This window comes from Streptomyces sp. AgN23 (genome assembly GCF_001598115.1).
GTDB lineage: Bacteria > Actinomycetota > Actinomycetes > Streptomycetales > Streptomycetaceae > Streptomyces > Streptomyces antimycoticus.
The window spans coordinates 9,318,563-9,338,567 of record NZ_CP007153.1 but is presented as its reverse complement, the minus strand read 5'-3'; the positions used below and the strand labels follow the sequence as shown (position 1 = coordinate 9,338,567).

The window sequence follows — 20,005 nt, the reverse complement described above, 5'->3', positions numbered from 1 at the left end:
GTCTCGGCCGTCCCGGTCCTCAGCGGTCCCGGTCCTCAGCGGTCCCGGCCGACCAGCTCCCGCGCGGCCGCGACGATCGCGTCCGCGTCGATTCCCGCCTCGCTCAGCTGCTCGTCGGGGGTCGAGGAGCCCGGCATCGTGCGCAGCGCGAGCCGGATCGTCCGGGGCACCGGACGGCCGTCGCCGAACGCCCCGAGGACCGCGTCGCCCAGTCCGCCCTCGGGGTGGTGGTCCTCCACCGTGATCAGCCGGCCCGTCACCTCGGCGGCGGTGCGCAGCGTCTCGGCGTCCACCGGCTTGACCGAGTACAGGTCGATGACCCGGGCGGGGATGCCCTCCTGGGCGAGCCGGTCGGCGGCCTCGATGGCCTCGTGCAGGGTGATCCCCGCGCCGATGAGGGTGACCTGGTCGTCGTCGGTGGCGCGGACGACCTTGGAGCCGCCGATGGGGAAGCTCTCGGTGGGCGGGTAGATGACCGGCATTCCGCCGCGGGTGGTGCGCAGATAGCGGATGCCGGACTCCGCCGCCATGGCCGCGGTCAGCTGGGCGGTCTGGTTGGCGTCGCACGGGTAGAGCACCGTGCTGCCGTGCACCGCCCGGATGGCCGCCAGGTCCTCCACGCCCATCTGCGAGGGGCCGTCCTCACCGATGGCGACCCCGGCGTGGGAGCCGATGAGGTTCAGGTCCGCGTCGCTGATGGCGGCCATCCGGATGAAGTCGTAGGCGCGGGTGAAGAAGGCCGCGAAGGTGGAGACGTACGGGTTCCAGCCGCGGACCTGCATGCCGACGGCGGCGGCCACCAGTTGCTGCTCGGCGATGAAGAACTCGAAGTACCGCTCGGGGTGCTCCTTGTGGAAGTACTCCAGCCGGGTGGAGTCGCCCACCTCGCCGTCGAGCGCCACCACATCGCCGCGGGCGGTGCCGACCGCGGCCACCGCCTCGCCGAACGCGTCACGGGTGGGCACCGAGTCGCCGGTGTTGTAGCGCGGCAGGACCAGTGGGCCCTCGGCGAAGGGCCGGGTGGGAGCGACCGAGGGCGGGCCGAGCACCGGCACGGCCAGGTTGCGTACGCCGCCCAGCTCGGCGATGGCCTCCTCCGGGTTCTTCAGCGGCTTTCCGTGCATGCCCTCGCGGTTCTCCACCGAGGCGACGCCGCGGCCCTTCATGGTGCGGGCGATGATGGCGGTGGGGCGGCCGACGGTGGACAGCGCCTCGGCGTAGGCGCGGTCGATGGCCTCGATGTCATGGCCGTCGATCTCGATGGTGTGCCAGTCGAAGGCGCGGATGCGCCGCGCGTAGGCGTCCAGGTCCCATTCGTGGCGGGTGGGGCCGCGCTGGCCGAGCCGGTTCACATCGATGATGGCGATGAGGTTGTCCAGCCGCTCGTAGCCCGCGTGCTCGAACGCCTCCCACATCGAACCCTCAGCCATCTCGCTGTCACCGCACAGCACCCAGACGCGGTAGGGCACATGGTCGAGCCGCTTGCCGCTCAGCGCCATGCCCACGCCGTAGGGCAGGCCCTGGCCGAGCGATCCGGTGGCCACGTCCACCCACGGCAGCCGCGGGGTGGGGTGGCCCTCCAGCCTGCTGCCGCGCTTGCGGAAGGTGACGAACTCCTCGTCGCGGAGGGCCCCGGCCGCCTTGTAGACCGAGTAGAGCAGCGGGGAGGCATGGCCCTTGGAGAAGATCAGGTGGTCATTGCCCGGACGCTCGGGCTGCTCGAAGTCATAGCGCAGATGGTTTCCCATCAGGACGGCCATCAGGTCCGCCGCCGACATCGACGACGTGGGATGGCCGGACCCGGCGGCATCGGCGGCACGCACCGAGTCCACACGGAGCTGCTGCCCGAGCTCGCTGAGTTGTTCGTGTCGCATTGTTCTCCTTCCAGGTTTCGCCGACGGTCAGCCGCGACCCGCCCGTACCGTCTGCGCGACCTCGGGCGATGCGGTGTCCAGCGGCACCGCCCAGGGCGGGACCATTCCGAGCTGCACCGCCTGACGGGGCAGCACCGTGTCGAGCAGCCAGTCGGTGGCGACCCGGACCCGGTTCCCCGGCATCGCCATCAGGTGATAGCCGCGGGAGACCGCGTTCGCGATCGGCCCGGAGAGCGGTATGTGCAGCGGGTTCGCGGCGGCCTGCGCCCCGCCGAGGCCGACGGTGAACCCGAGGTCATGGTGTTTGTACGGTTTGGGGGCGCCGCGCCCGAGGGAGGCCAGGACGTTGTGGGCCGCGACCTTCCCCTGCCGGTGGGCGTGCTGTGCGGTCATCGGGGTGAACTGGCCCGGCCGGGTCAGATCCGGTACCGCGGCGGCGTCCCCACAGGCCAGCACCTCTGGATGGCCGGGCACGGCCAGATATTGGTCGACCCTCAGCCGGCCGCGTTCGGTCGGCAGCCCGAGCTGGTCCACCAGCGGGTCGGGGCGCACCCCGACGCACCAGATCAGCGACCGGGTGTCGATGAACTCGCCGTCGTCCAGCCGCACGCCCTCCGAGGTGGCCTCCTTGACCGTGGTGCCCGTGCGGATCTCCACGCCCCGTTGGCGCAGCACCCGGTCGGCCGTGCGGGACAGCCTCCTGTCCAGCTCCGGCAGTACCCGGGGGGCGATGTCGACCAGCAGCCAGCGGGGCGGCGGCGCGTCGCGCAGCGTGGTGTTCTTCCGGGCGAGCAAGTCGGTGAAGAGCACCCCATAGGCGGCCACCTCGGTGCCGGTGTAGCCGGCGCCGACCACCACGAAGGTGCGGCGGGCGGCCCGCTCCCGCGGGTCCTCGCTGGTGCCGGACATCTCGATCTGCCGGGTGACGTGGTCGCGCAGGTAGAGCGCCTCCGGCATGCCGCGGAAACCATGGGCGTGCTCGGCCACACCGGGGATCGGCAGCAGCTTGTTGACGCTGCCCACGGAGAGGATGAGGCGGTCGTACGCCATCTCGGCGGACCGTCCGTCCGGGTCCCGCCAGGAGATCCGGCGGGCGTCCAGGTCAACGCCGTGGACCTCGCCCAGCACCAGCCGGACATGCGGCAGGGTGCCCGTGAGGGAGACCGAGACCCGTCGGGGCTCCAGGACTCCGGCCGCCACTTCGGGCAGCAGCGGCAGATACAGGAAGTAGTCGTTGGGGTTGATCAGGACGATCTCCACCGCCCCCCGCAGGGTGCGGGAGAGGTCACGGGCAGCCTGGTAACCGGCGAAACCGGCACCGACGATCACTATGCGTAGTGGGCTCACACGAATCTCCCGGGCATACGGGGCCAGGGAGCACCAAGTGCCCGTGAGAGTCCGGGCCAAACGTCGGGCCCGGGCGGCCCCGCCCTCGGGACCGCGTTCCGGAGGGTCCCGGTGCGGTGCGGGGGCGGGGCGGCGGTAGGTCAGCGGCCACGGGGCCGGGGTAGGTCAGCTGCGCCGGCGGGCCGTCTGCGCGTCGACCGGCTCGTCCCAGTCGATGCGGTAGCCGGTCAGCCAGTCGGGGGCGCCGTTGCCGGCCCGGTCCAGCTTGCGCGGCATGGTGGCATCGCGCAGGGCCCGCGCCACGGGTCCCGGCGCAGTGCGGCGGGCCATGCCCGCGCTGGCCGTGGCGACCTTCTCGACCCGCTCCCGGCGCAGCGCCTCGTACGCGGCGAAGGCCGACTGGGGCGAGTGCAGATCGCGCAGGCATTTGGCGAGCACGACACCGTCCTCGATGGCCATCGACGCGCCCTGGGCGGCGTTGGGCGCGCAGGCGTGCGCGGCGTCGCCGACGATGACCATGGCCTCCTCGGACCAGGTCGGGGTGGAGATGATGTCGTACGCGGCGGTGGCCACGATGGAGTCGCCGGTGGCGCGGACCAGGTCGGCGGCGGGGGTGTGGTCCTCGGCGAAGAGCCTCAGCAGCCGCTCCCGCCACTCCTCGGGGGTGACGGCGGCGAGCTCACCCTTGGACATCTCCTCGGCCGGGGCGTTGCAGAACCACCACACCTCGCCGTCCGGGGCGGTGGTGCAGCCGAAGAACGCCTGCCTGCCGAAGATCATCGTGTAGGCGTCCGGGTCCGGGGGTGTCTCGGCGTCGCGGGTGTAGCCGCAGACGGTGTGCTGTCCGGTGTAGCGGGGCCGGGGCGCTGCCGCGTCGATGGTCCTGCGGACGAGCGAGTGGATCCCGTCGGCGCCGATCAGCACATCGCCCACGGCGCGCCCGCCGTCGGCGAACGAGCAGACGATCCGGCCGTCGGGGCTGGTATGGGCGGCCAGCAGCCGCTTGCCGTGCTCGATGCGCACTCCGCGGCGCATCGCCTCCTCGCCCAGCACCCGGGCCAGGGTGGCGCGTTTGAGTGTGACCGAGCCGAGGCCACCGTCCTGCGATCCGGACATGGGCCGGTTGCCGAGCCGTTTGCCGGTGTCGCTGATGAACTCGACGCGGCCGACCGGGAAGGAGTTCTTCAGCACCGGTTCATGGGCGTCGATGGTGCGCAATGCCTCCAGGCCGTTGGCGGCGACGACGAGGAACGCACCCGCGTCGGTGGCGTCCGTGGGGTACGTCTCGTAGACGACCGCGTCGATCCCGGCTTTCCGCAGGGCCATCGCGGTCACCGGGCCGGCGATGCCGCCACCGATGATCAGGGCTGTGGTCATGGTGCTCCGTGACGTGGCGTGGGGTGTCGTGTCGTGGGGTTGCGACAGCACCATATGGCGGACCGGAGCCCCCCGGGTCAAGAGCGCCACTTCAACTACCCGATGGCGGGCGGCATTTGGGACAGCTCCGGCAACCTGCCACGTGAGCGGTCCGGCTACGTGAGCAGCGGCGCTGCGTGAGGGGCTCCGCTACTTGAGCAGTCGGGACAGCCGCCGGTCGGCGAGCGGCTTGCCGCCGGTCTGGCAGGTGGGGCAGTACTGCAACGAGGAGTCGCGGAAGGACACCTCGCGGACGGTGTCCCCGCACACCGGGCACGGCTGCCCGGTGCGGCCGTGCACCCGCATGCCGCCGCGCTTCTCCCCCTTGAGGTCGGTGGCGGCCAGCCCGCGGGAGCGCTCGACGGCGGAGCGCAGCGTGGCGCCCAGCGCCTCGTACACTCCGGCGATCTCCTCTTCGGTGAGGTCGGAGGCGAGCCGGTAGGGCGACATCCGGGCGGCGTGCAGGATCTCGTCCGAGTAGGCGTTGCCGATCCCGGCGATGACGCTCTGGTCGCGCAGCACCCCCTTGATCCGGTGGCGTACGCCGCGCAGCAGCCCGGCGAACGCCTCCAGGGTGAAGGAGTCGTCGAGCGGGTCCGGGCCCAGCCGGGCGATGCCGGGGACCTCCTGCGGGTCGCGGACCACGTACACCGCGAGCCCCTTGCGCGTCCCGGCCTCGGTGAGGTCAAAGCCGGAGCGCTCCGGACCGGCCAGCAGCAGCCGCAGCGCGAGCGGGCCCTTGCCGGGGCGCGGCAGGGCTTCGGGGAGCCCGTCCCGCCAGCGCAGCCAGCCCGCCTTGGCGAGGTGGACGACCAGATGGGGGCCGTCGGTGGCCAGGTCGAGGAACTTGCCGTGGCGGGCCACCGCCGTGACGGTGTGGCCTTCGAGGGCGCTCAGCGGCGGGTCGTAGGTCTTCAGGACGCTCACCGCGACGGGGAGGACACGGGCGATCTCCCGGTCGGCGGCGCGCTCGGCCAGGATCGCGGTGAGGGCCTCCACCTCGGGCAGCTCCGGCATGCCACCAGTGTGCCGCAGGGCGGAGGCGAATCACCCCGGGCGCCCCGGAGGGGGGCGGGTTACCACCGACGCACCGCTCCGGGCTGCGGCCTCGCAGGCGCTCCCTTACCGTCTCTTTTGTCCCTTCTCGTCCCAGCCTGCCCCGTACGGAGTGTTCCCCATGGTCAACACCGGACAGCAGTCCGTACGAAGCGAGGCAGAACGCGGCGGTGAGGTGGCACGCGTCGGCGAGGTGGCACGGCACGAGGCGACGGGCGGGACGCGAGGCGCGAGGTACGAGGGCTATGAGGCGTACGAGGGCGGCAGCCCCGAGGCCGAGCGGCGGCGCTTCGAGAAGCTGACGCGCGAGCTGATGCGGGCGCGGCGGACACGTCCCGGCGGCGCGGACAGCCCGGGCGCCCCGCAGCTGCTGCGCCCCTTCCGGGCCAAGGCGGCGCTGAGTGTGGAGAACGCCCGGCTGCGGTTCCGTGACGACCTTCCGCCGGAGCTGTGCGTGGGATACGCCCGGCCGGGCGCCGAGTACCCGGCCGTGGTGCGGCTGTCCAGCGCGAGCGGCACCGAGCGGCACGACACCACGCCCGATCTGCGCCGGATGGCGGTGCGGGTCCAGGCCGGTCCGGAGGAGACCCACGATCTGCTGGCCACCAGCTTCCCGGTGTCCCATGCCGCCGATGTGCACGAGTTCGTCGCCTTCGCCAAGGCCACGGCGGGCGCGGGGAGCACCGTGGAGAAGGCCTTCGGGCTCTTCGTCCGGCTGCCGCTGGCGGTGGGCTGGGCCACCGCCGACCGGATGCGCCGCAATGTGCGGATCGCCACCCGCCATACGGTGGGCTCGCTGGCCCGCGAGACCTTCTGGAGCCGGGGCGCGATCCTGTGGGGCCCGGCCGGTCCGGTGCGGTATCAGCTGCGTCCGGCGCCCGGCGGCACCGCCGCTCCCCCGCCCGACCGCGGCGATCCCGACTATCTCGACCGTGAGCTGGCGATGCGGCTGTCCACCGGCGACATCGCCTTCGAGCTGTGCGTGCAGCGTTATCTGGACGACCGCCGCACCCCGGTCGAGGACGGCTCGGTGGAGTGGCCGGAGAGCGACGCGCCGGTCGTCCCGGTCGCGGTGCTCACCGTGCCGTGCCAGGACCTGGACAGCGCCCGGGCCCGGGCGGCGGCCCGCCGGGTCGAGCCGCTGACGTTCAACCCCTGGCACACCACGGAGGAGTTCCGTCCGCTGGGCAATCTCAACCGGGCGCGCAAGGCCGCGTACGAGGTCGCCGCCGCACATCGCCTCGGCCTGCGCCTCCCCGCCACCGAGCCGGGCCCCACCGCCGAGCCGGGCGCGACCGCCGAACCGGGCCCCACCGCCGAGCCAGGCGCGACCGCCGAACCGCGCCCCACCGCGCTGCTGCCCGGTCCGGTGCGCGCCGCCTTCGACCTGCCGGTGCGCGCGACCTTCGGCCTGGTCAACCGCTATGTGCCCTGGCATCGGCTGCCGGACCCACTGGGGCTGCTCAACCCGGACTCGCTGGGCCGGACGCTGCGCCGGCTCGGCCTCCTCGACGCGGCCCCGGCCGAGGCGCCGGCGCACCCCGATCCGGCCCCCGCCCCGGCCGGGGAGCGGCCGCGGGTGGCACGGAGGGATGGCGCGCGGACGGATGGGGCGCGGCGGGACGTGGCCGGGGCCGCCGCCGGCCGTCGCCTGTCACCGGTCCACCGGCCCGATCTGATCCATGTGCCCCACCCCGCCACGGTCAGTGAGCGGCTGCTGCACCGGGAGCGCTTCCGGCCCGCCACCTCGCTCAATGTCCTGGCGGCCGCCTGGACCCACTTCCAGTCCCCGGACTGGGCCGACGCCGCCTCCCACCGGTGGGACGGCTCGCAGGTGTACGGCGGCGGCGGCCCGCGCCTGGAGGAGGGCCATCTGCCGCTGGGCCCGGGCGGGGTGCCGCCGATCGGCTCGCCCGGCGCCTGGTGGCTGGGGCTCAGCGCGATGCACACGCTCTTCGCCCGTGAGCACGAGGCGGTGTGCGAGGCACTGCGCCGCACCCATCCGGCGATGGACGGGGAGTCGGTGCACCGTACGGCCCGGCTGGTGGTCTCCGCCCTTATCGCCAGGATCCATACGGTGGAGTGGATTCCGGCGATCCTCGCCACCGAGGTGCTCGACCTCGGCTCGAAGACCAATTGGCAGGGCCCGCCCGCCCATTGGCTGTCCCGGCTCGGCCTGTGGCTGTTCGAGGCGAGCGCGTCGACGGGCGGCCCCCGCGGCGTGCCGGACCATCCCGGGGTGCCGTTCGCCCTCGCCGAGGAGTTCATGGCGGTCTACCGGACGCATCCGCTGGTCCCGGACGACATCGAGCTGTGCGACCACCGCTTCGGGCGGCGGTCGCGGTCGCTCGGCTTCGACGAGGTGCGGGGCGCGGCGGCCGAGGCGGTGATGCGCAAGACCGGGCTCGCCGACGCCCTCTACTCCTTCGGCATCGCCCATCCGGGCGCGATCACCCTGGGCAACTACCCGCGCGCACTGCGGCGTTTCGAGCGGGACGGCGAACTCCTCGATCTGCCGGTGGCGGAGCTGATGCGGGCCCGGCGGCGGGGCGTACCGCGGTACAACGAATTCCGGGCCCGGCTGGGCAGAGCGCGGATCCGCTCCTTCGAGGAGCTGTCCCCCGATCAGGACACGGTCGCGCGGCTCGAGGAGGTCTACGCCTCGGTCAACGAGATCGACACCATGGTGGGGCTGTTCGCGGAGAACCCGCCCGAGGGGTCGGCGTTCAGCGAGACGGCGTTCCATGTCCTGCTGCTCATGGCCACCCGCCGGATTCAGGACGATCGCCTCCTGACCGTGGACTTCCGGCCGGAGGTGTACACCCCGCTGGGGCTGGACTGGGTGGAGAAGTCCAGCATGACCTCGGTGATCCTGCGGCACTGCCCGGAGCTGGCCGGAGTGCTGCCCCGCGGGGCGAGTCCGTTCGCGCCCTGGCGGCCCGTGGCGCCGTCGCTGTCCTGACCGCGGCCGTGGACCGGTTCAGGTTCAGTCCTGGCCGCGGAAGCGGTTGATGGACGGCAGATGCCGCTCCCGCAGCTCCGGATCGCGTACCCCCAGTCCCTCCTCCGGGGCCAGGCACAGGACGCCGACCTTCCCGGAGTGGCGGTTGCGGTGGACGTCCTGGGTGGCCGTGCCTACCGCCGTGAGCGGATAGACCTTGGAGAGCGTGGGGTGCACCATCCCCTTCTCGATCAGCCGGTTGGCCGCCCATGCCTCCCGGTAGTTGGCGAAGTGGGTGCCGATGATGCGCTTGAGCGCCATCCACAAGTAGCGGTTGTCGTACTCATGGCGGTAGCCGGACGTCGAGGCGCAGGTGACGATGGTTCCACCGCGCCGCGCCACGTACACACTGGCGCCGAAGGTCTCGCGGCCGGGGTGCTCCAGGACGATGTCCGGATCCTCGCCGCCGGTCAGTTCGCGGATCCGGGCCCCGAAGCGCTTCCACTCCTTGGGGTCGGGCGTGGACGCGTCCTTCCAGAACCGATAGCCCTCCTCGGCCCGGTCGATGACCAGCTCGGCCCCCATGGAGCGGACGAGTTCGGCCTTGCGCTGCCCGGAGACCACGCACACCGGGATGGACCCGCCGTTGACGGCCAGCTGGGTGGCGTACGAGCCGAGGCCACCGGCCGCACCCCAGATGAGGGTCACATCGCCCTGTTTCATCTGGGCGCCATTGCGGGAGACGAGCTGCCGGTACGCCGTGGAGTTGACCAGGCCCGAGGAGGCGGCCTCCTCCCAGGTGAGGTGGGCGGGCATCGGCATGAGCTGGTTGGCCTTGACCAGCGAGAGCTCGGCGAGCCCGCCGAAGTTGGTCTCGAAGCCCCAGATGCGCTGCTCGGGGTCGAGCATGCTGTCGTCGTGGCCGTCCGGTGAGCGCAGTTCGATGGACAGGCAGTGGGCCACCACCCGGTCGCCGGGCTTCCAGTGGCGCACCCCCGGCCCGGTGCGCAGCACCACACCGGCCAGGTCGGAGCCCAGCACGTGGTAGGGCTGGTCGTGGCGGGCCGCTCCGGGGTCGTCGGTCCGTGCGTACCGCTCCAGGAAGCCGAAGGTCGGCAGCGGTTCGAAGATGGCGCTCCACACGGTGTTGTAGTTGATCGCGCTGGCCATGACCGCGATCACCGCCTCGCCCGGGCCCGGTTCGGGCGTTCGCACCTCACGGATGTGGAGCGACTTCTGGGGGTCCTTGTCCTTGGTGGCCATGCCCTCGAACATCTCGGATTCCTCTTTGAGGATCACCGCGCCCCGATAGGACTCGGGCACGCGCAAGGCGGCGAAATCCGCGGCCACCGCATCCTCTGCCAGCACGGTGCTGATGATGTCCTGCATGACATGTCCTCCGATGTACCGCCCCGGGCACCCTGTGTCCCGGAGGCTATGGCAGCGGCCACGATCCGAATAACCCCTACGTCCGCCCAGGTCCGGCCCCCCTAGGCGCCCCCCTATACCGCCAGAGAGTGCAGGCAGGCGATGAGCGTGCGGGCCTCGACATTGACGTAATGGCTGTGGCGTATGAGGTCGAGCAGCTGACGCACGGCCATCCAGCGGTAGTGCGACGGCTCCTCGGGGACGGCGCTCATCTCGGTTTCCACGACGAGATAGCGATTGAAGGCGTGGAAGAAACGGCCGCCTTCTTCGGAGAGCACGGTGTCGAACCGCACCCGGTCGGCCGGCGCCTCCACCACCTCGCGGAGGAACGGCGGTGTGGCCCCCTCGGGCAGATGGGTGTAGTTGCGCGGTGTGCACTGCACGGTGGGGGCCAGCTCCACCACATCCGTGTAGCCGGGCTCGGCGCGGGCCTGCACCAGCACATGCGGCACCTTGTCCGCGTAGGCCAGCAAGAAGGCCGCCACGCCCGGGCCATGGGGCTCGATCATGGGCTGGGTCCAGCTGCGCACCTCACGGCCGCCCGCGGTGACGTCCACGGCCATCACGCTGAAGAAGCGCCCGCTCTCATGGGAGATCCGGTGGGCGCTGCGGTGCCAGCCGGTCGTCTCCCGCAGCGGTATCCGCTCGGTGAACACCTCGCGCTCGGTGCGCAGCCCGGTGATCCAGCTCAGGATGTCGGCGTCGCGGTGGCGGCTGTGGGCCTCGGGGACCGGGAGGGTCTCCTCGGAGTCCAGCGGGGAGTGCGGCAGACAGGCCAGGACGCTGCGCGCGTCCATGTTCACCAGGTCCTCCACGGCCAGCAGATGGTGCAGCTGGCCCAGCGTCAGCCAGCGGAAGCCGTCGCGCACCTCGACGTCCGCCTCCGGTGCGACCTCGACCAGCATGTTGCGGTTGCGCTTGCGGAAGAACCAGCTGCCCTGCTCCGACTGGCGGACGTCGGCGAGCACCCGGTGCCGTTCGGCCTGCTGGAAGTACTCCACATACGGCACGGCACGGCCCTTGTGCACGCCGGTGTAGTTGCTGCGGGTCGCCTGGACGGTGGGCGAGAGCTGCAGTCCGCCATGGTTGCCCGGCTCCATCTTGGCCTGCATCAGGAAGTGCGGTACGCCGTCGAAGTCCTTGACCAGGATGCCGAGGATGCCGATCTCCGGCTGGTGGAGGATCGGCTGGCGCCACTCCTCCACCGGCGCCCCGGGCATCCGCACCCGGAGGCCCTCGACGGAGAAGAACCGGCCGGTCTCGTGGACGAGGTCGTGGGTGTCCGGCGCGAACTCCCAGCCGCGCATCGCCTCGAACGGAATGATCTCGACCCGGGACTCGTCGGCGTCGACGCGCTCCCGGAACCAGCGCTGGAAGTCGGCGAGCAGGGTCACCGAGCTGTCGACGGTGGCGGCCGAGCGGACCAGCCGCTCCCGGAGCGTGCTCACCACGCCCACGCCTCCGGTCCGGGGCCGCCGTTGCCGATCGGCGGGAACAGCCGGTCCAGTTCGGTCAGCACCTCGTCCGGCAGCGTCAGCTCCATGGCTCTGCAGGCCCCTTCGAGCTGGTCCAGGCTGCGCGGTCCGATGACCGGTGCGGTGATGCCGGGGCGTCCCATCACCCAGGCCAGCCCCACCTCGGCCGGGTCGGCGCCGAGGCCGTCGCACAGCTTCTCGTACGCGGCGACGGCGTCCCGGTGGACCTCCAGCGCCTGGGCCGCGCGGCCCTGGGCGGTCTTCATCGCGGTGCCCTCGGCCAGCTTGCGCAGCGCCCCGCTGAGCAGTCCGCCGTGCAGCGGGGACCAGGCGAGCACCCCGACCCCGTACCGCTGGGCGGCGGGGATCAGCTCCAGTTCGATATGGCGGGTGACGAGGTTGTAGACGCTCTGTTCGGAGACGATGCCGAGGAAGTGGCGGCGGGCGGCGGCCTCCTGGGCCTCGGCGATGTGCCAGCCGGCGAAGTTGGACGAGCCGACGTAGCGCACCTTGCCCTGCCGGGTCAGCGTCTCCATCGCCTGCCACACCTCCTCCCAGGGGGCGTGGCGGTCGATGTGGTGCATCTGGAACAGGTCGATCCAGTCGGTGCCCATCCGGCGCAGCGAGTCCTCGCAGGAGGCGATGATGTGCCGGGCCGAGAGCCCCGAGTCATTGGGCCGGTCGCTCATCGGGTTGAACACCTTGGTGCCCAGCACGACCTTCTCGCGCCGGCCGCCGCCCTGGGCGAACCAGCCGCCGAGGAACTCCTCGGTGTAGCCCTTGTGCTTCTGCCAGCCGTACTGGTTGGCGGTGTCGACGAAGTTGACCCCCCGGTCCAGGGCGGTGTCCAGGATCGCGTGGCTCTCCTCGTCGCTGGCCCTGACCCCGAGGTTCAAGGTGCCCAGGCACACCCGGCTCACCTTGAGGCCGGTACGTCCGAGATAGGTGTACTCCATCAGTGTCCTTCGGTACGGGCCGCCTCGGCAGCCGGTCGGCTCGAGGTGGCGGAGGCGGCCCACAGGTCGTGGAGGGATTCCTTCAGGGCCACCTGCGGGGACCAGCCCATCAGCCGCCGGGCCAGGCGGATGTCGGCCTGGGTCCAGCTTCCGCCCTTGCTGTGCACGGTGCCGTTCTCCTCGCGCACCAGATCCGCGGGTACCTGGGAGGCGGAGATCAGCAGCCAGGCCAGTTCGCGCATGCTGGAGGCGTCGCCCTGCCCGATGTTGATCGCCCGGCCGGTCACCGGGCCGCTCGCGGCCAGCGCCACGGCCTCGGCGACGTCGCGGACGTCGATGAAGTCGCGCCGGTCGTCGACGAGGGTGAGGGAGAGCGGAGCGTCCTCGGTGGTCCGGCGCAGCCGGTGGGCGAGTCCGCCGAGGAAGCTGCCCCGGGGGGTGCCCGGTCCGCAGACGTTGGTGACGCGCAGGACGCAGCCGTCGACGCGGCCGGCGTCCGCCGCGCCCAGGACGATCCGGCTGCCGATGAGTTTGGTGCGGGCGTAGGGGGTGTGGGGGGCGGTGGGGTGGTCCTCGGCGATGGCCGTGCCGTCGGGGACGGGGCCGTACTCGTGCACCGAGCCCAGATGGACCAGCCGCGGCCGCCTGGGGAGGGTCGCCACCGCGTCCACCAGCCGGTCGACGAGCGGGATGTGCGAGGCCGTCATGCTCTCCTCGTCGCCCTCCCAGCTGTCGCCCGCGGCGTTGACGACGAGATCGGCGGACTTCGCGGCCCGGGCGATGTCGTCGCTCGGCGCGGATACCGCGTCAAGGGCCAGAAATGCGACTCCGGGAATGGGTTCCGCGGGTTTTCTCGCTATTGCCAGGACTTCATATCCGCGTTTGGTGAGAGCCCTGCAGATATGTCGCCCGATAAATCCGGTGCCGCCGATCACAACGGCCTGACGATCTCGCATGTGGGCCATATCGCCACCGTATTGGCGCCGCTTCGGGCGGAACAACCCCTACCCTCGCCCACCCCTATCTGCTACCCCTATCACCGCTCCGACCTGCGATGTCATTGGAATAGATGTCGTTTATGAGCCTCGCTTACGGCTGCCGCGCGATCCTTCACCCCGAGTTTCTCGTAAACATGCAACAGATGTGTCTTCACCGTCGCCTGGCTGATGAACAACGCGGCCGCTGCCTGTCGATTCGTGGCCCCGTCGGCGATGAGCCTGAGCACTTGGAGTTCCCGGTCGCTCAGCGGCCCCTGAGTGGGTTTGCGGACTTGCCCGAGAACCCGTCCGGTGACCGCGGGCGAGAGAACGGACTCGCCCGAGGAGGCGGACCGCACGGCGCGGGTCAGCTCCTCGCGCGGGGTGTCCTTGAGGAGATAGCCGGTCGCCCCGGCGGCCAGGGCGCCCATGACGTCGCTGTCGGTGTCATAGGTGGTCAGGACCAGGATCCGGGCCTCCGGGTCGCCGCGCAGCAGCAGCTTGATGGCCTCGACCCCGCCCATCCGGGGCATGCGCAGATCCATCAGGACCACATCGGCCGGCCGCCGCTCGTACAGTTCGACGGCCTCGGCACCGTCAGCGGCCTCGCCGATCACCGTGAAGTCGGGGTCCCGCTCCAGCACCCCGCGCAGCCCGTCGCGGACCACGGGGTGGTCGTCCACGATGAGGATGCGGATGGGCGCGCCGGTGGCGCGGCGGGCCCCGCCGCCGCCGTGGCCGGGGCCGTCGCCGTTGGGGGTGTTGTTACCGCTGGGGGTGATTCCGCTCATGCACCGGCTTCCTGGGGGATGACGGGGACGGCCGCGCTGATGGCGGTGCCCTCGCCACGGGCGCTTTCGATGTCCAACGTACCGGCGACCCGGCCCAGTCGGCGCCGCATCGCCACAAGCCCCAGCCCGTGGTCACCGGAGGTGCCGGCCTCGGCCTCCGCGGCCGCGGGGTCGAATCCGACGCCGTCGTCGAGCACATCGAGGACCACCACGTCGTCCATGTACGACAGGGTGATGCCCACCTTCGACGCCTCGGCGTGCTTGGCGATGTTGGCGAGGGCCTCCTGCGCCACCCGGTAGAGGGTGGCCTCCAGTTCGGCGTGGACGGGGGTGGGGGTCCCGGTCGTCTCGAACGCCACCTTCGCCTCCCGCCCGCGTGACCAGTCCTCGATCAGGCACTCCAGGGCGTCGGGCAGCGTCCGGGACTCCAATTGCTCGGGGCGGAGCGCCTGGACCGACCGGCGCGCCTCGGCCAGGCTGTCGCGGGCCAGGTCCTTGGCCGCGACCAGATGGCGGCGCCACACCTCGCCGTCGCCTTCGGCGTGTTCGGCGGCTTCCAGCTGCCGGATGATGCCGGCCAGCCCCTGGGCGAGGGTGTCATGGATCTCCCCCGCCATCCGCTGGCGCTCGTCCAGCACTCCGGCCTCACGCGCCTGGGTGATCAGCTGGGCGTGGAGCCCGGCGTTCTCGTTGAGCGCCGACCTGAGTTCGGCCACGGTCCGTTTGCGCCGCTGGTGCTGTTCGTTCAGCCGGCTCGACAGCAGATTGATCCAGCCGATCACCACGGTCTGGAAGGCGATGGCGGCGATATAGCCGACCACGGCGCCGGTCGTGGGCCGCGGAAGGCCGTCCGGCACGGTGTTGACGACGAACGAAGTGGCCGCCACGGACACCAGCGCCCAGACCGTCGGCAGCAGCACCAGCGCCTGCAGGAACCCGGTGGCGGCGAAGACCATGAACACCTGGTCCCGCGCCATCAGCGCGGCGGAGAGCGCGAGCAGCCCGGTGAAGTACACAGCCGTCCGCGCCATGCCGTACGGCTGTCTGCTGCGGCGGCCGGTCGGCAGGGTGTAGGTGCCCAGGATCCAGAGGGCGGCCAGCGCCGCCAGGCCGAGCGTGGTGAGCAGCCGCCGGGCCGGCGGCGGGCCGTGGACCAGACTCAGGGCCGTGGACAGAAACAGCAGAAGGTAGGGCAGCCCTCCGAACAGGATGTCGGAGTGCCGCTCCCACCGTCCGCCGTCGTCCTTGGACGCGCTCACCTCACTCCCAGCGGAACAGCTTGGCCGCGGCGGCGGTGGCGGCCACCGCGATCACCCCGAGGACGGTCAGGTGCAGCGCCTGCGGCCACTGGTTCTCCCAGGAGTCGCGCAGCGCCTGCAGCGCGGCGCCGAGCGGGGTGTAGTCGCCGATGGTGGACACGGTCTCGGGCAGATCCTCCTTGGGGAGGAACGCCCCGCCGAAGAAGAGGCTGGGGAAGAGCAGGGAAAGGCCCATCGCGGTGGCCGACTTGCTGCTCGGCGCGATGGCCGCGATCACCAGGCCGATGGAGAACAGCGCCCAGGTGCCGAGGGCGAAGCTCACCAGGAAGGCGGGGACGTCACCGGGCAGCTTGGTGTCGAAGGCGGCCTTCCCGACGATGAGCACCAGCACCGCGGAGACCGCCGCGGTGACCAGGTTGATGAAGAGCTGGGCGATCAGCAGATTCCCGGGGTGGACGGGGCTGGCGGCCAGGCGCCGCAGGATGCCCTTCTCCCGGTAGGTGGCCAGCGTCGTGGGCAGCAGGTTGAGGGCCAGCATCGTCAGACACAGCGACATGGCCATCGCGGGGACGAACGCGGCCATCGACTCCTTGGTGGCGGCGTCGTCGTTGGACTTGGTGGTGACGAAGTGGAAGATGGCCAGCAGCATGATGGGCAGCGCGATGACGAAGAACACCGCGGTGGGATCGCGCAGGAACAGCTTGCTCTCGACGAAGGTGAGCTTGGTGCGCCCGGACATGGCAGAGATCTCCTCGGCGGTTCAGTTGGCGGGCTGGGAGCCGGTCAGGGCGACGAAGGCGTCATCGAGACTCGCCTGTTCCAGGCGGAGTTCGTTCGCCACGATCTGATTGCGGGCCAGGACGGAGATCACCGCGTAGACGACATTGCCCTTGCCGACCACCGTCACCTGCGACTTGGACCGGGTCACACTGCTCACCTCGGGCAGCGAGGTCAGCAGTTCGTCGTCCATCGGCACGGACGGCTTGAACCGGATGATCTGCTGCTCGTCGACCCGGGACACCAGTCCGGAGGGGGTGTCCAGGGCGACGACCCGGCCGGATTCGATGATGGCGATCCGGTCGCAGAGCCGCTCGGCCTCCTCCATGAAGTGGGTGACCAGCAGCACGGTCACGTCCTGCTCCCTGACCTTCTCGATCAGCTTCCAGGTCTCGCGCCGGGCGTGCGGGTCCAGTGCGGTGGTCAGCTCGTCGAAGACGGCGATCCTGGGGTTGCCGACCAGGGCGAGCGCGATGGACAGCCGCTGCTGCTGACCGCCGGACAGCGATCCGTAGGCCGTGTCGGCCTTGCCGGACAGGCCCCAGTCCTTGATGAGCTCCCGCCAGTCGACGGGGTCGCGGTAGAAGGTGCTGTAGAGCTCGAGCGCCTCCCACACCTTCATCTTGGGCGGCAGTTCGCTCTGCTGGAGCTGGATCCCGATGGACTCACGCAGCTCGGCGAGGTCCTTCAGCGGGTCCAGGCCCATCACGGAGACCTCACCGCCGTCCCGTTTGCGCATCCCCTCGACGCACTCCACGGCGGTGGTCTTGCCCGCGCCGTTGGGGCCGAGGATGCCGAAGATCTCACCCTCCTCCACGGAGAAGGACACGTCCTGTACCGCGACGTGATTGCGGTATTCCTTCCGCAGGTTACTGACCTCGATCAGCGGCATCGGCCCGGATCCTCCTCGCTCGGTTCCTTCACTCTTCCACCGTAGGAAGCGGCTGTCCCCCGCGGATCGGCCCATCGGCTGCCCAGCGGGCTGATCCTCCCTCCACCCACCGGCTGACCGGCCGCATCAACCGATCGGTGGAGGGGGGTACGCCACGGCCGGGTCAGTCACGCCGGGGGTGCAGCGCCCGGCAGACCTCATAGGACGGCAGCAGGCCCGCCCGTTCGGCCTCGGCGAGCCCGGGGGCGTTCCGGTCGCGCTGGGAGACCAGATACTCCAGGTCCGTGGGCCAGGGCAGGCCGAGCGCCGGGTCGAAGGGGTTGATCTCGTGTTCGGCGCCCGGGTTGTACTCCGCCGAGTTCAGATAGGCCGCCACGGTGTCGTCCCGTAGCGCGATGAAGGCGTGGCCGAGGCCCTCCTCCAGATACACCGCCCGGTACGAGCCGGGGTCCAGGCGCACACTGTCCCAGTGGCCGAAGGTGGGCGAGCCCACCCGCAAGTCCACCACCACATCGAGGAGTTCACCGCTGGTGCAGGTCACCATCTTGGCCTGGCCCGGGGGTACGTCCGCGTAGTGCACCCCGCGGACGGTGCCGCGCCGGGAGACGCTGTGGTGGTTCTGGCCCAGGCGCAGCGGATGGCCGACGGCCGCGGTGAAGGCCGCTTCGGTGTAGTGGGCGACGAACGCGCCGCGCTCGTCTCGGTGGACATCCGGGCTGAACTCGTAGGCACCGGAGACCGCCAGCTCGCGCACCTTCATCGGCCATGCTCCATGGTGAGCTTCTCCAGCACCGGCACCACATCGTGCGGGGTGGGGGTGTGCAGGTTCTCCTCGCGCAGCCGCTCGGCGGTGTCCTTGTACGTGGCGTCGCCCAGCAGCCGTTCGACGCTCTCCCGCAGCACCTCGGCGGTCAGCTCGGAGGCGTGCACGGCGAGTCCGGCACCGGCCTCGTGCAGACTGGTCGCCTTGTTCCACCAGTCGCCGTAGCGGATGGTGGGGATGAACTGCGGTACGCCGTTGACCAGCGCGGTACCCCAGGAGCCGAAGCCGCCGTGATGGATGAGGACCGAGGCGCCGGGCAGCAGGGCGTGCAGCGGCACGAAGTCGACGATGCGGGTGTTGGCGGGGATCTTCTCCAGGGCCGCGACCTCCTCGGGCGGCAGCGCGGCCACCACCTCGATGTCCATGGTCCCGAGGGTGTCGATGATGTCGGTGACCGGCATGAAGGTACCGCCCAGGGCCGCCCGGGCGGAGACGCCGGACGTCAGCACGACCCGCGGCCGCTCCGGGACCTCGCGCAGCCAGTCCGGGATCTCACAGGGGCCGTTGTAGGGCAGATAGCGCACCGGGACCCGGTGGACCGACAGCGGAAGCTGGAGGCTGGTGGGGACCTGGTCGATGGTCCACTGGCCGAGCACGATCTCCTCGTCGAAGGTGCGGTCGTAGCGGGCGAGAATGCCGCCGAGCCAGTCGGCCATCGGGTCCTCGCGGCGCTCCTCGGGCTGCTCCGCGAGGCGGGCCAGGAACACCTCGCGCATCTTGGAGTAGATGTCGATACACCACAGCAGCCGGGCGTGGGCGGCGCCCACGACCCGGGCGGCCACCGGGCCCGCGTAGGTGACCGGGTCCCAGATGACCAGGTCCGGCTGCCAGTCGCGGGCGTAGGCCACCAGCTCGTGGACCATGCAGTCGTTGTAGGTCTGGTACGCGAACATCACGCTGACCTTGAACTTCATCAGCACCTGTTCCCAGGAGTGCTGATCGAGGTCCGGAGTGGACCAGTCGGACAGCGGGTTCTCCAGCGAGTCGCGGTTCTGCGTCAGCATCTCGTGGAGATTGTGGTCCGTGCCGACGGAGACGGCCGTCAGACCGGTGCTCTTGATGTGCGCGGTCAGCGCGGGGTTGCTGGCGACATGCACCTCATGGCCGGCCGCGGCCAGCGACCAGGCGAGCGGGACCATGGTGAACAGGTGCGATTTCTCGGACACCGTCGCGAAAAGGATACGCATCGTCGGTTTCTCTCTCAGTCGATGGTTCGTCGGGGGCGGACGGTGGCCGCCCGCAGGGTGTCCGTGATGACTCCGGCCACCGCTGCCTTCTGTTCACCCAGGTAGAAGTGGCCGCCGGAGAAGACCTCCAGCCGGAAGGAGCCCGCGGTGTGCTCCCGCCAGCCCGCCATCTCCGGGGCCCTGACGCGGATGTCGCTGTCACCGGCGAGCCCCACGATGTCGCAGCGCAGCCTGGCGCCGGGCCGGTACTCATAGGTCTCGGCCGCCTTGTAGTCGCTGCGGATGGCCGGCAGGGCCAGCCGCAGCAGTTCGGCGTCGCCGAGGATGCGCGAGTCGGTCCCGCTGACCAGCTGGAGCTCGGCGATGAGTCCGGCGTCGTCGCGCCGGTGGATGTCCAGGCTCCGGTGGTGGGAGGGCGCGGGCCGGCCCGAGGCGAAGAGCGCCACGGGCACGCTCCCCAGTTCCCCTTCGAGCAGCCGGGCCAGCTCGAACCCGACGCTCGCGCCCATGCTGTGGCCGAACAGCGCGATCGGCCGGTGTGCCGTCAGTGGCGTCAGCGCCTCGAAGATCTCGCGGGCCATCTCATGGATGTTCTCGATGGGCGTGTCATGGCGGCGGTCCTGCCGTCCCGGGTACTGGACGGCCAGCGCCTCCACGGTCGGCGGCAGCAGCTCGGAGATGGGGAAGTAGAAGCTGGCGGCTCCTCCCGCGTGCGGCAGGCAGACCAGGCTGACCTCGGCCTCCGGACGCGGATGGAACCTGCGGAACCACAGGCTCTCATCGGTGACGGGCAACGCCATGGTCGT

At 71.2% G+C, this 20,005-nt stretch carries 16 protein-coding genes; 1 reads left to right on the top strand and 15 read right to left on the bottom strand.

What is annotated here, in order from left to right; translation table 11 throughout:
• Positions 1-35: 35 nt before the first annotated feature.
• The 4 genes from AS97_RS40420 to AS97_RS40405 form a co-directional block, all read right to left on the bottom strand.
• Positions 36-1,874 carry a transketolase gene (locus AS97_RS40420; RefSeq protein ID WP_059148443.1) on the bottom strand — a complete coding sequence of 613 codons (1,839 nt, stop codon included), beginning with the start codon at positions 1,872-1,874 and terminating at the stop codon, positions 36-38.
• Between the two features lie 27 nt (positions 1,875-1,901).
• A complete protein-coding gene (locus AS97_RS40415; protein WP_210566628.1) occupies positions 1,902-3,221 on the bottom strand; it encodes an NAD(P)/FAD-dependent oxidoreductase in 1,320 nt (439 codons plus the stop codon).
• 165 nt (positions 3,222-3,386) lie between these two features.
• Positions 3,387-4,598 carry an NAD(P)/FAD-dependent oxidoreductase gene (locus AS97_RS40410; protein ID WP_210566627.1) on the bottom strand — a complete coding sequence of 404 codons (1,212 nt, stop codon included), beginning with the start codon at positions 4,596-4,598 and terminating at the stop codon, positions 3,387-3,389.
• Between the two features lie 189 nt (positions 4,599-4,787).
• The gene (locus AS97_RS40405; RefSeq protein WP_125759698.1) at positions 4,788-5,654 is read right to left on the bottom strand and encodes a DNA-formamidopyrimidine glycosylase family protein; all 867 of its coding nucleotides are present in this window, start codon (positions 5,652-5,654) and stop codon (positions 4,788-4,790) included.
• A gap of 160 nt (positions 5,655-5,814) precedes the next feature.
• On the opposite strand from AS97_RS40405, the gene AS97_RS40400 reads away from it, so the two are divergent.
• Positions 5,815-8,655, top strand: a complete 2,841-nt coding sequence (locus AS97_RS40400; protein ID WP_247204647.1) for a peroxidase family protein — start codon at positions 5,815-5,817, stop codon at positions 8,653-8,655.
• A gap of 24 nt (positions 8,656-8,679) precedes the next feature.
• Here the strand turns inward: AS97_RS40400 and ccrA are convergent, their stop codons facing one another.
• The 11 genes from ccrA to AS97_RS40345 all read right to left on the bottom strand — a co-directional run bounded on the left by ccrA (position 8,680) and on the right by AS97_RS40345 (position 19,999).
• Complete coding sequence (gene ccrA / locus AS97_RS40395) at positions 8,680-10,023, bottom strand: crotonyl-CoA carboxylase/reductase (RefSeq protein WP_210566626.1); 1,344 nt, start codon at positions 10,021-10,023, stop codon at positions 8,680-8,682.
• A 113-nt stretch (positions 10,024-10,136) separates the two neighbouring features.
• Positions 10,137-11,513 (bottom strand): NDP-hexose 2,3-dehydratase family protein, encoded by a 1,377-nt coding sequence (locus AS97_RS40390; protein ID WP_059148453.1) that lies wholly within the window; start codon positions 11,511-11,513, stop codon positions 10,137-10,139.
• Entirely contained in the window at positions 11,507-12,493 is a 987-nt protein-coding gene (locus AS97_RS40385) for an aldo/keto reductase (protein ID WP_059148438.1), read from the bottom strand. Before AS97_RS40385 ends, AS97_RS40390 begins: the two co-directional genes overlap by 7 nt.
• Positions 12,493-13,458: an NAD(P)-dependent oxidoreductase gene (locus AS97_RS40380; RefSeq protein WP_247204646.1), complete on the bottom strand. Its 966-nt coding sequence runs from the start codon at positions 13,456-13,458 to the stop codon at positions 12,493-12,495. Before AS97_RS40380 ends, AS97_RS40385 begins: the two co-directional genes overlap by 1 nt.
• Before the next feature lie 92 nt (positions 13,459-13,550).
• On the bottom strand, positions 13,551-14,261 hold the full coding sequence (locus AS97_RS40375; RefSeq protein WP_247204645.1) for a response regulator transcription factor: 711 nt from the start codon (positions 14,259-14,261) through the stop codon (positions 13,551-13,553).
• Complete coding sequence (locus tag AS97_RS40370) at positions 14,258-15,520, bottom strand: sensor histidine kinase (RefSeq protein ID WP_059148436.1); 1,263 nt, start codon at positions 15,518-15,520, stop codon at positions 14,258-14,260. Before AS97_RS40370 ends, AS97_RS40375 begins: the two co-directional genes overlap by 4 nt.
• 1 nt (position 15,521) lies before the next feature.
• A complete protein-coding gene (locus AS97_RS40365; protein ID WP_014056964.1) occupies positions 15,522-16,259 on the bottom strand; it encodes an ABC transporter permease in 738 nt (245 codons plus the stop codon).
• Between the two features lie 21 nt (positions 16,260-16,280).
• The gene (locus AS97_RS40360; RefSeq protein WP_059148435.1) at positions 16,281-17,189 is read right to left on the bottom strand and encodes an ABC transporter ATP-binding protein; all 909 of its coding nucleotides are present in this window, start codon (positions 17,187-17,189) and stop codon (positions 16,281-16,283) included.
• A gap of 163 nt (positions 17,190-17,352) precedes the next feature.
• Positions 17,353-17,949: a dTDP-4-dehydrorhamnose 3,5-epimerase gene (gene rfbC / locus AS97_RS40355; RefSeq protein WP_210566625.1), complete on the bottom strand. Its 597-nt coding sequence runs from the start codon at positions 17,947-17,949 to the stop codon at positions 17,353-17,355.
• A complete protein-coding gene (locus tag AS97_RS40350) occupies positions 17,946-19,178 on the bottom strand; it encodes an activator-dependent family glycosyltransferase (protein WP_197049267.1) in 1,233 nt (410 codons plus the stop codon). The genes rfbC and AS97_RS40350 overlap by 4 nt, the downstream gene beginning before the upstream one ends.
• Positions 19,179-19,213: 35 nt before the next feature.
• A complete protein-coding gene (locus AS97_RS40345) occupies positions 19,214-19,999 on the bottom strand; it encodes an alpha/beta fold hydrolase (protein ID WP_210566624.1) in 786 nt (261 codons plus the stop codon).
• Between the last annotated feature and the right edge of the window lie 6 nt (positions 20,000-20,005).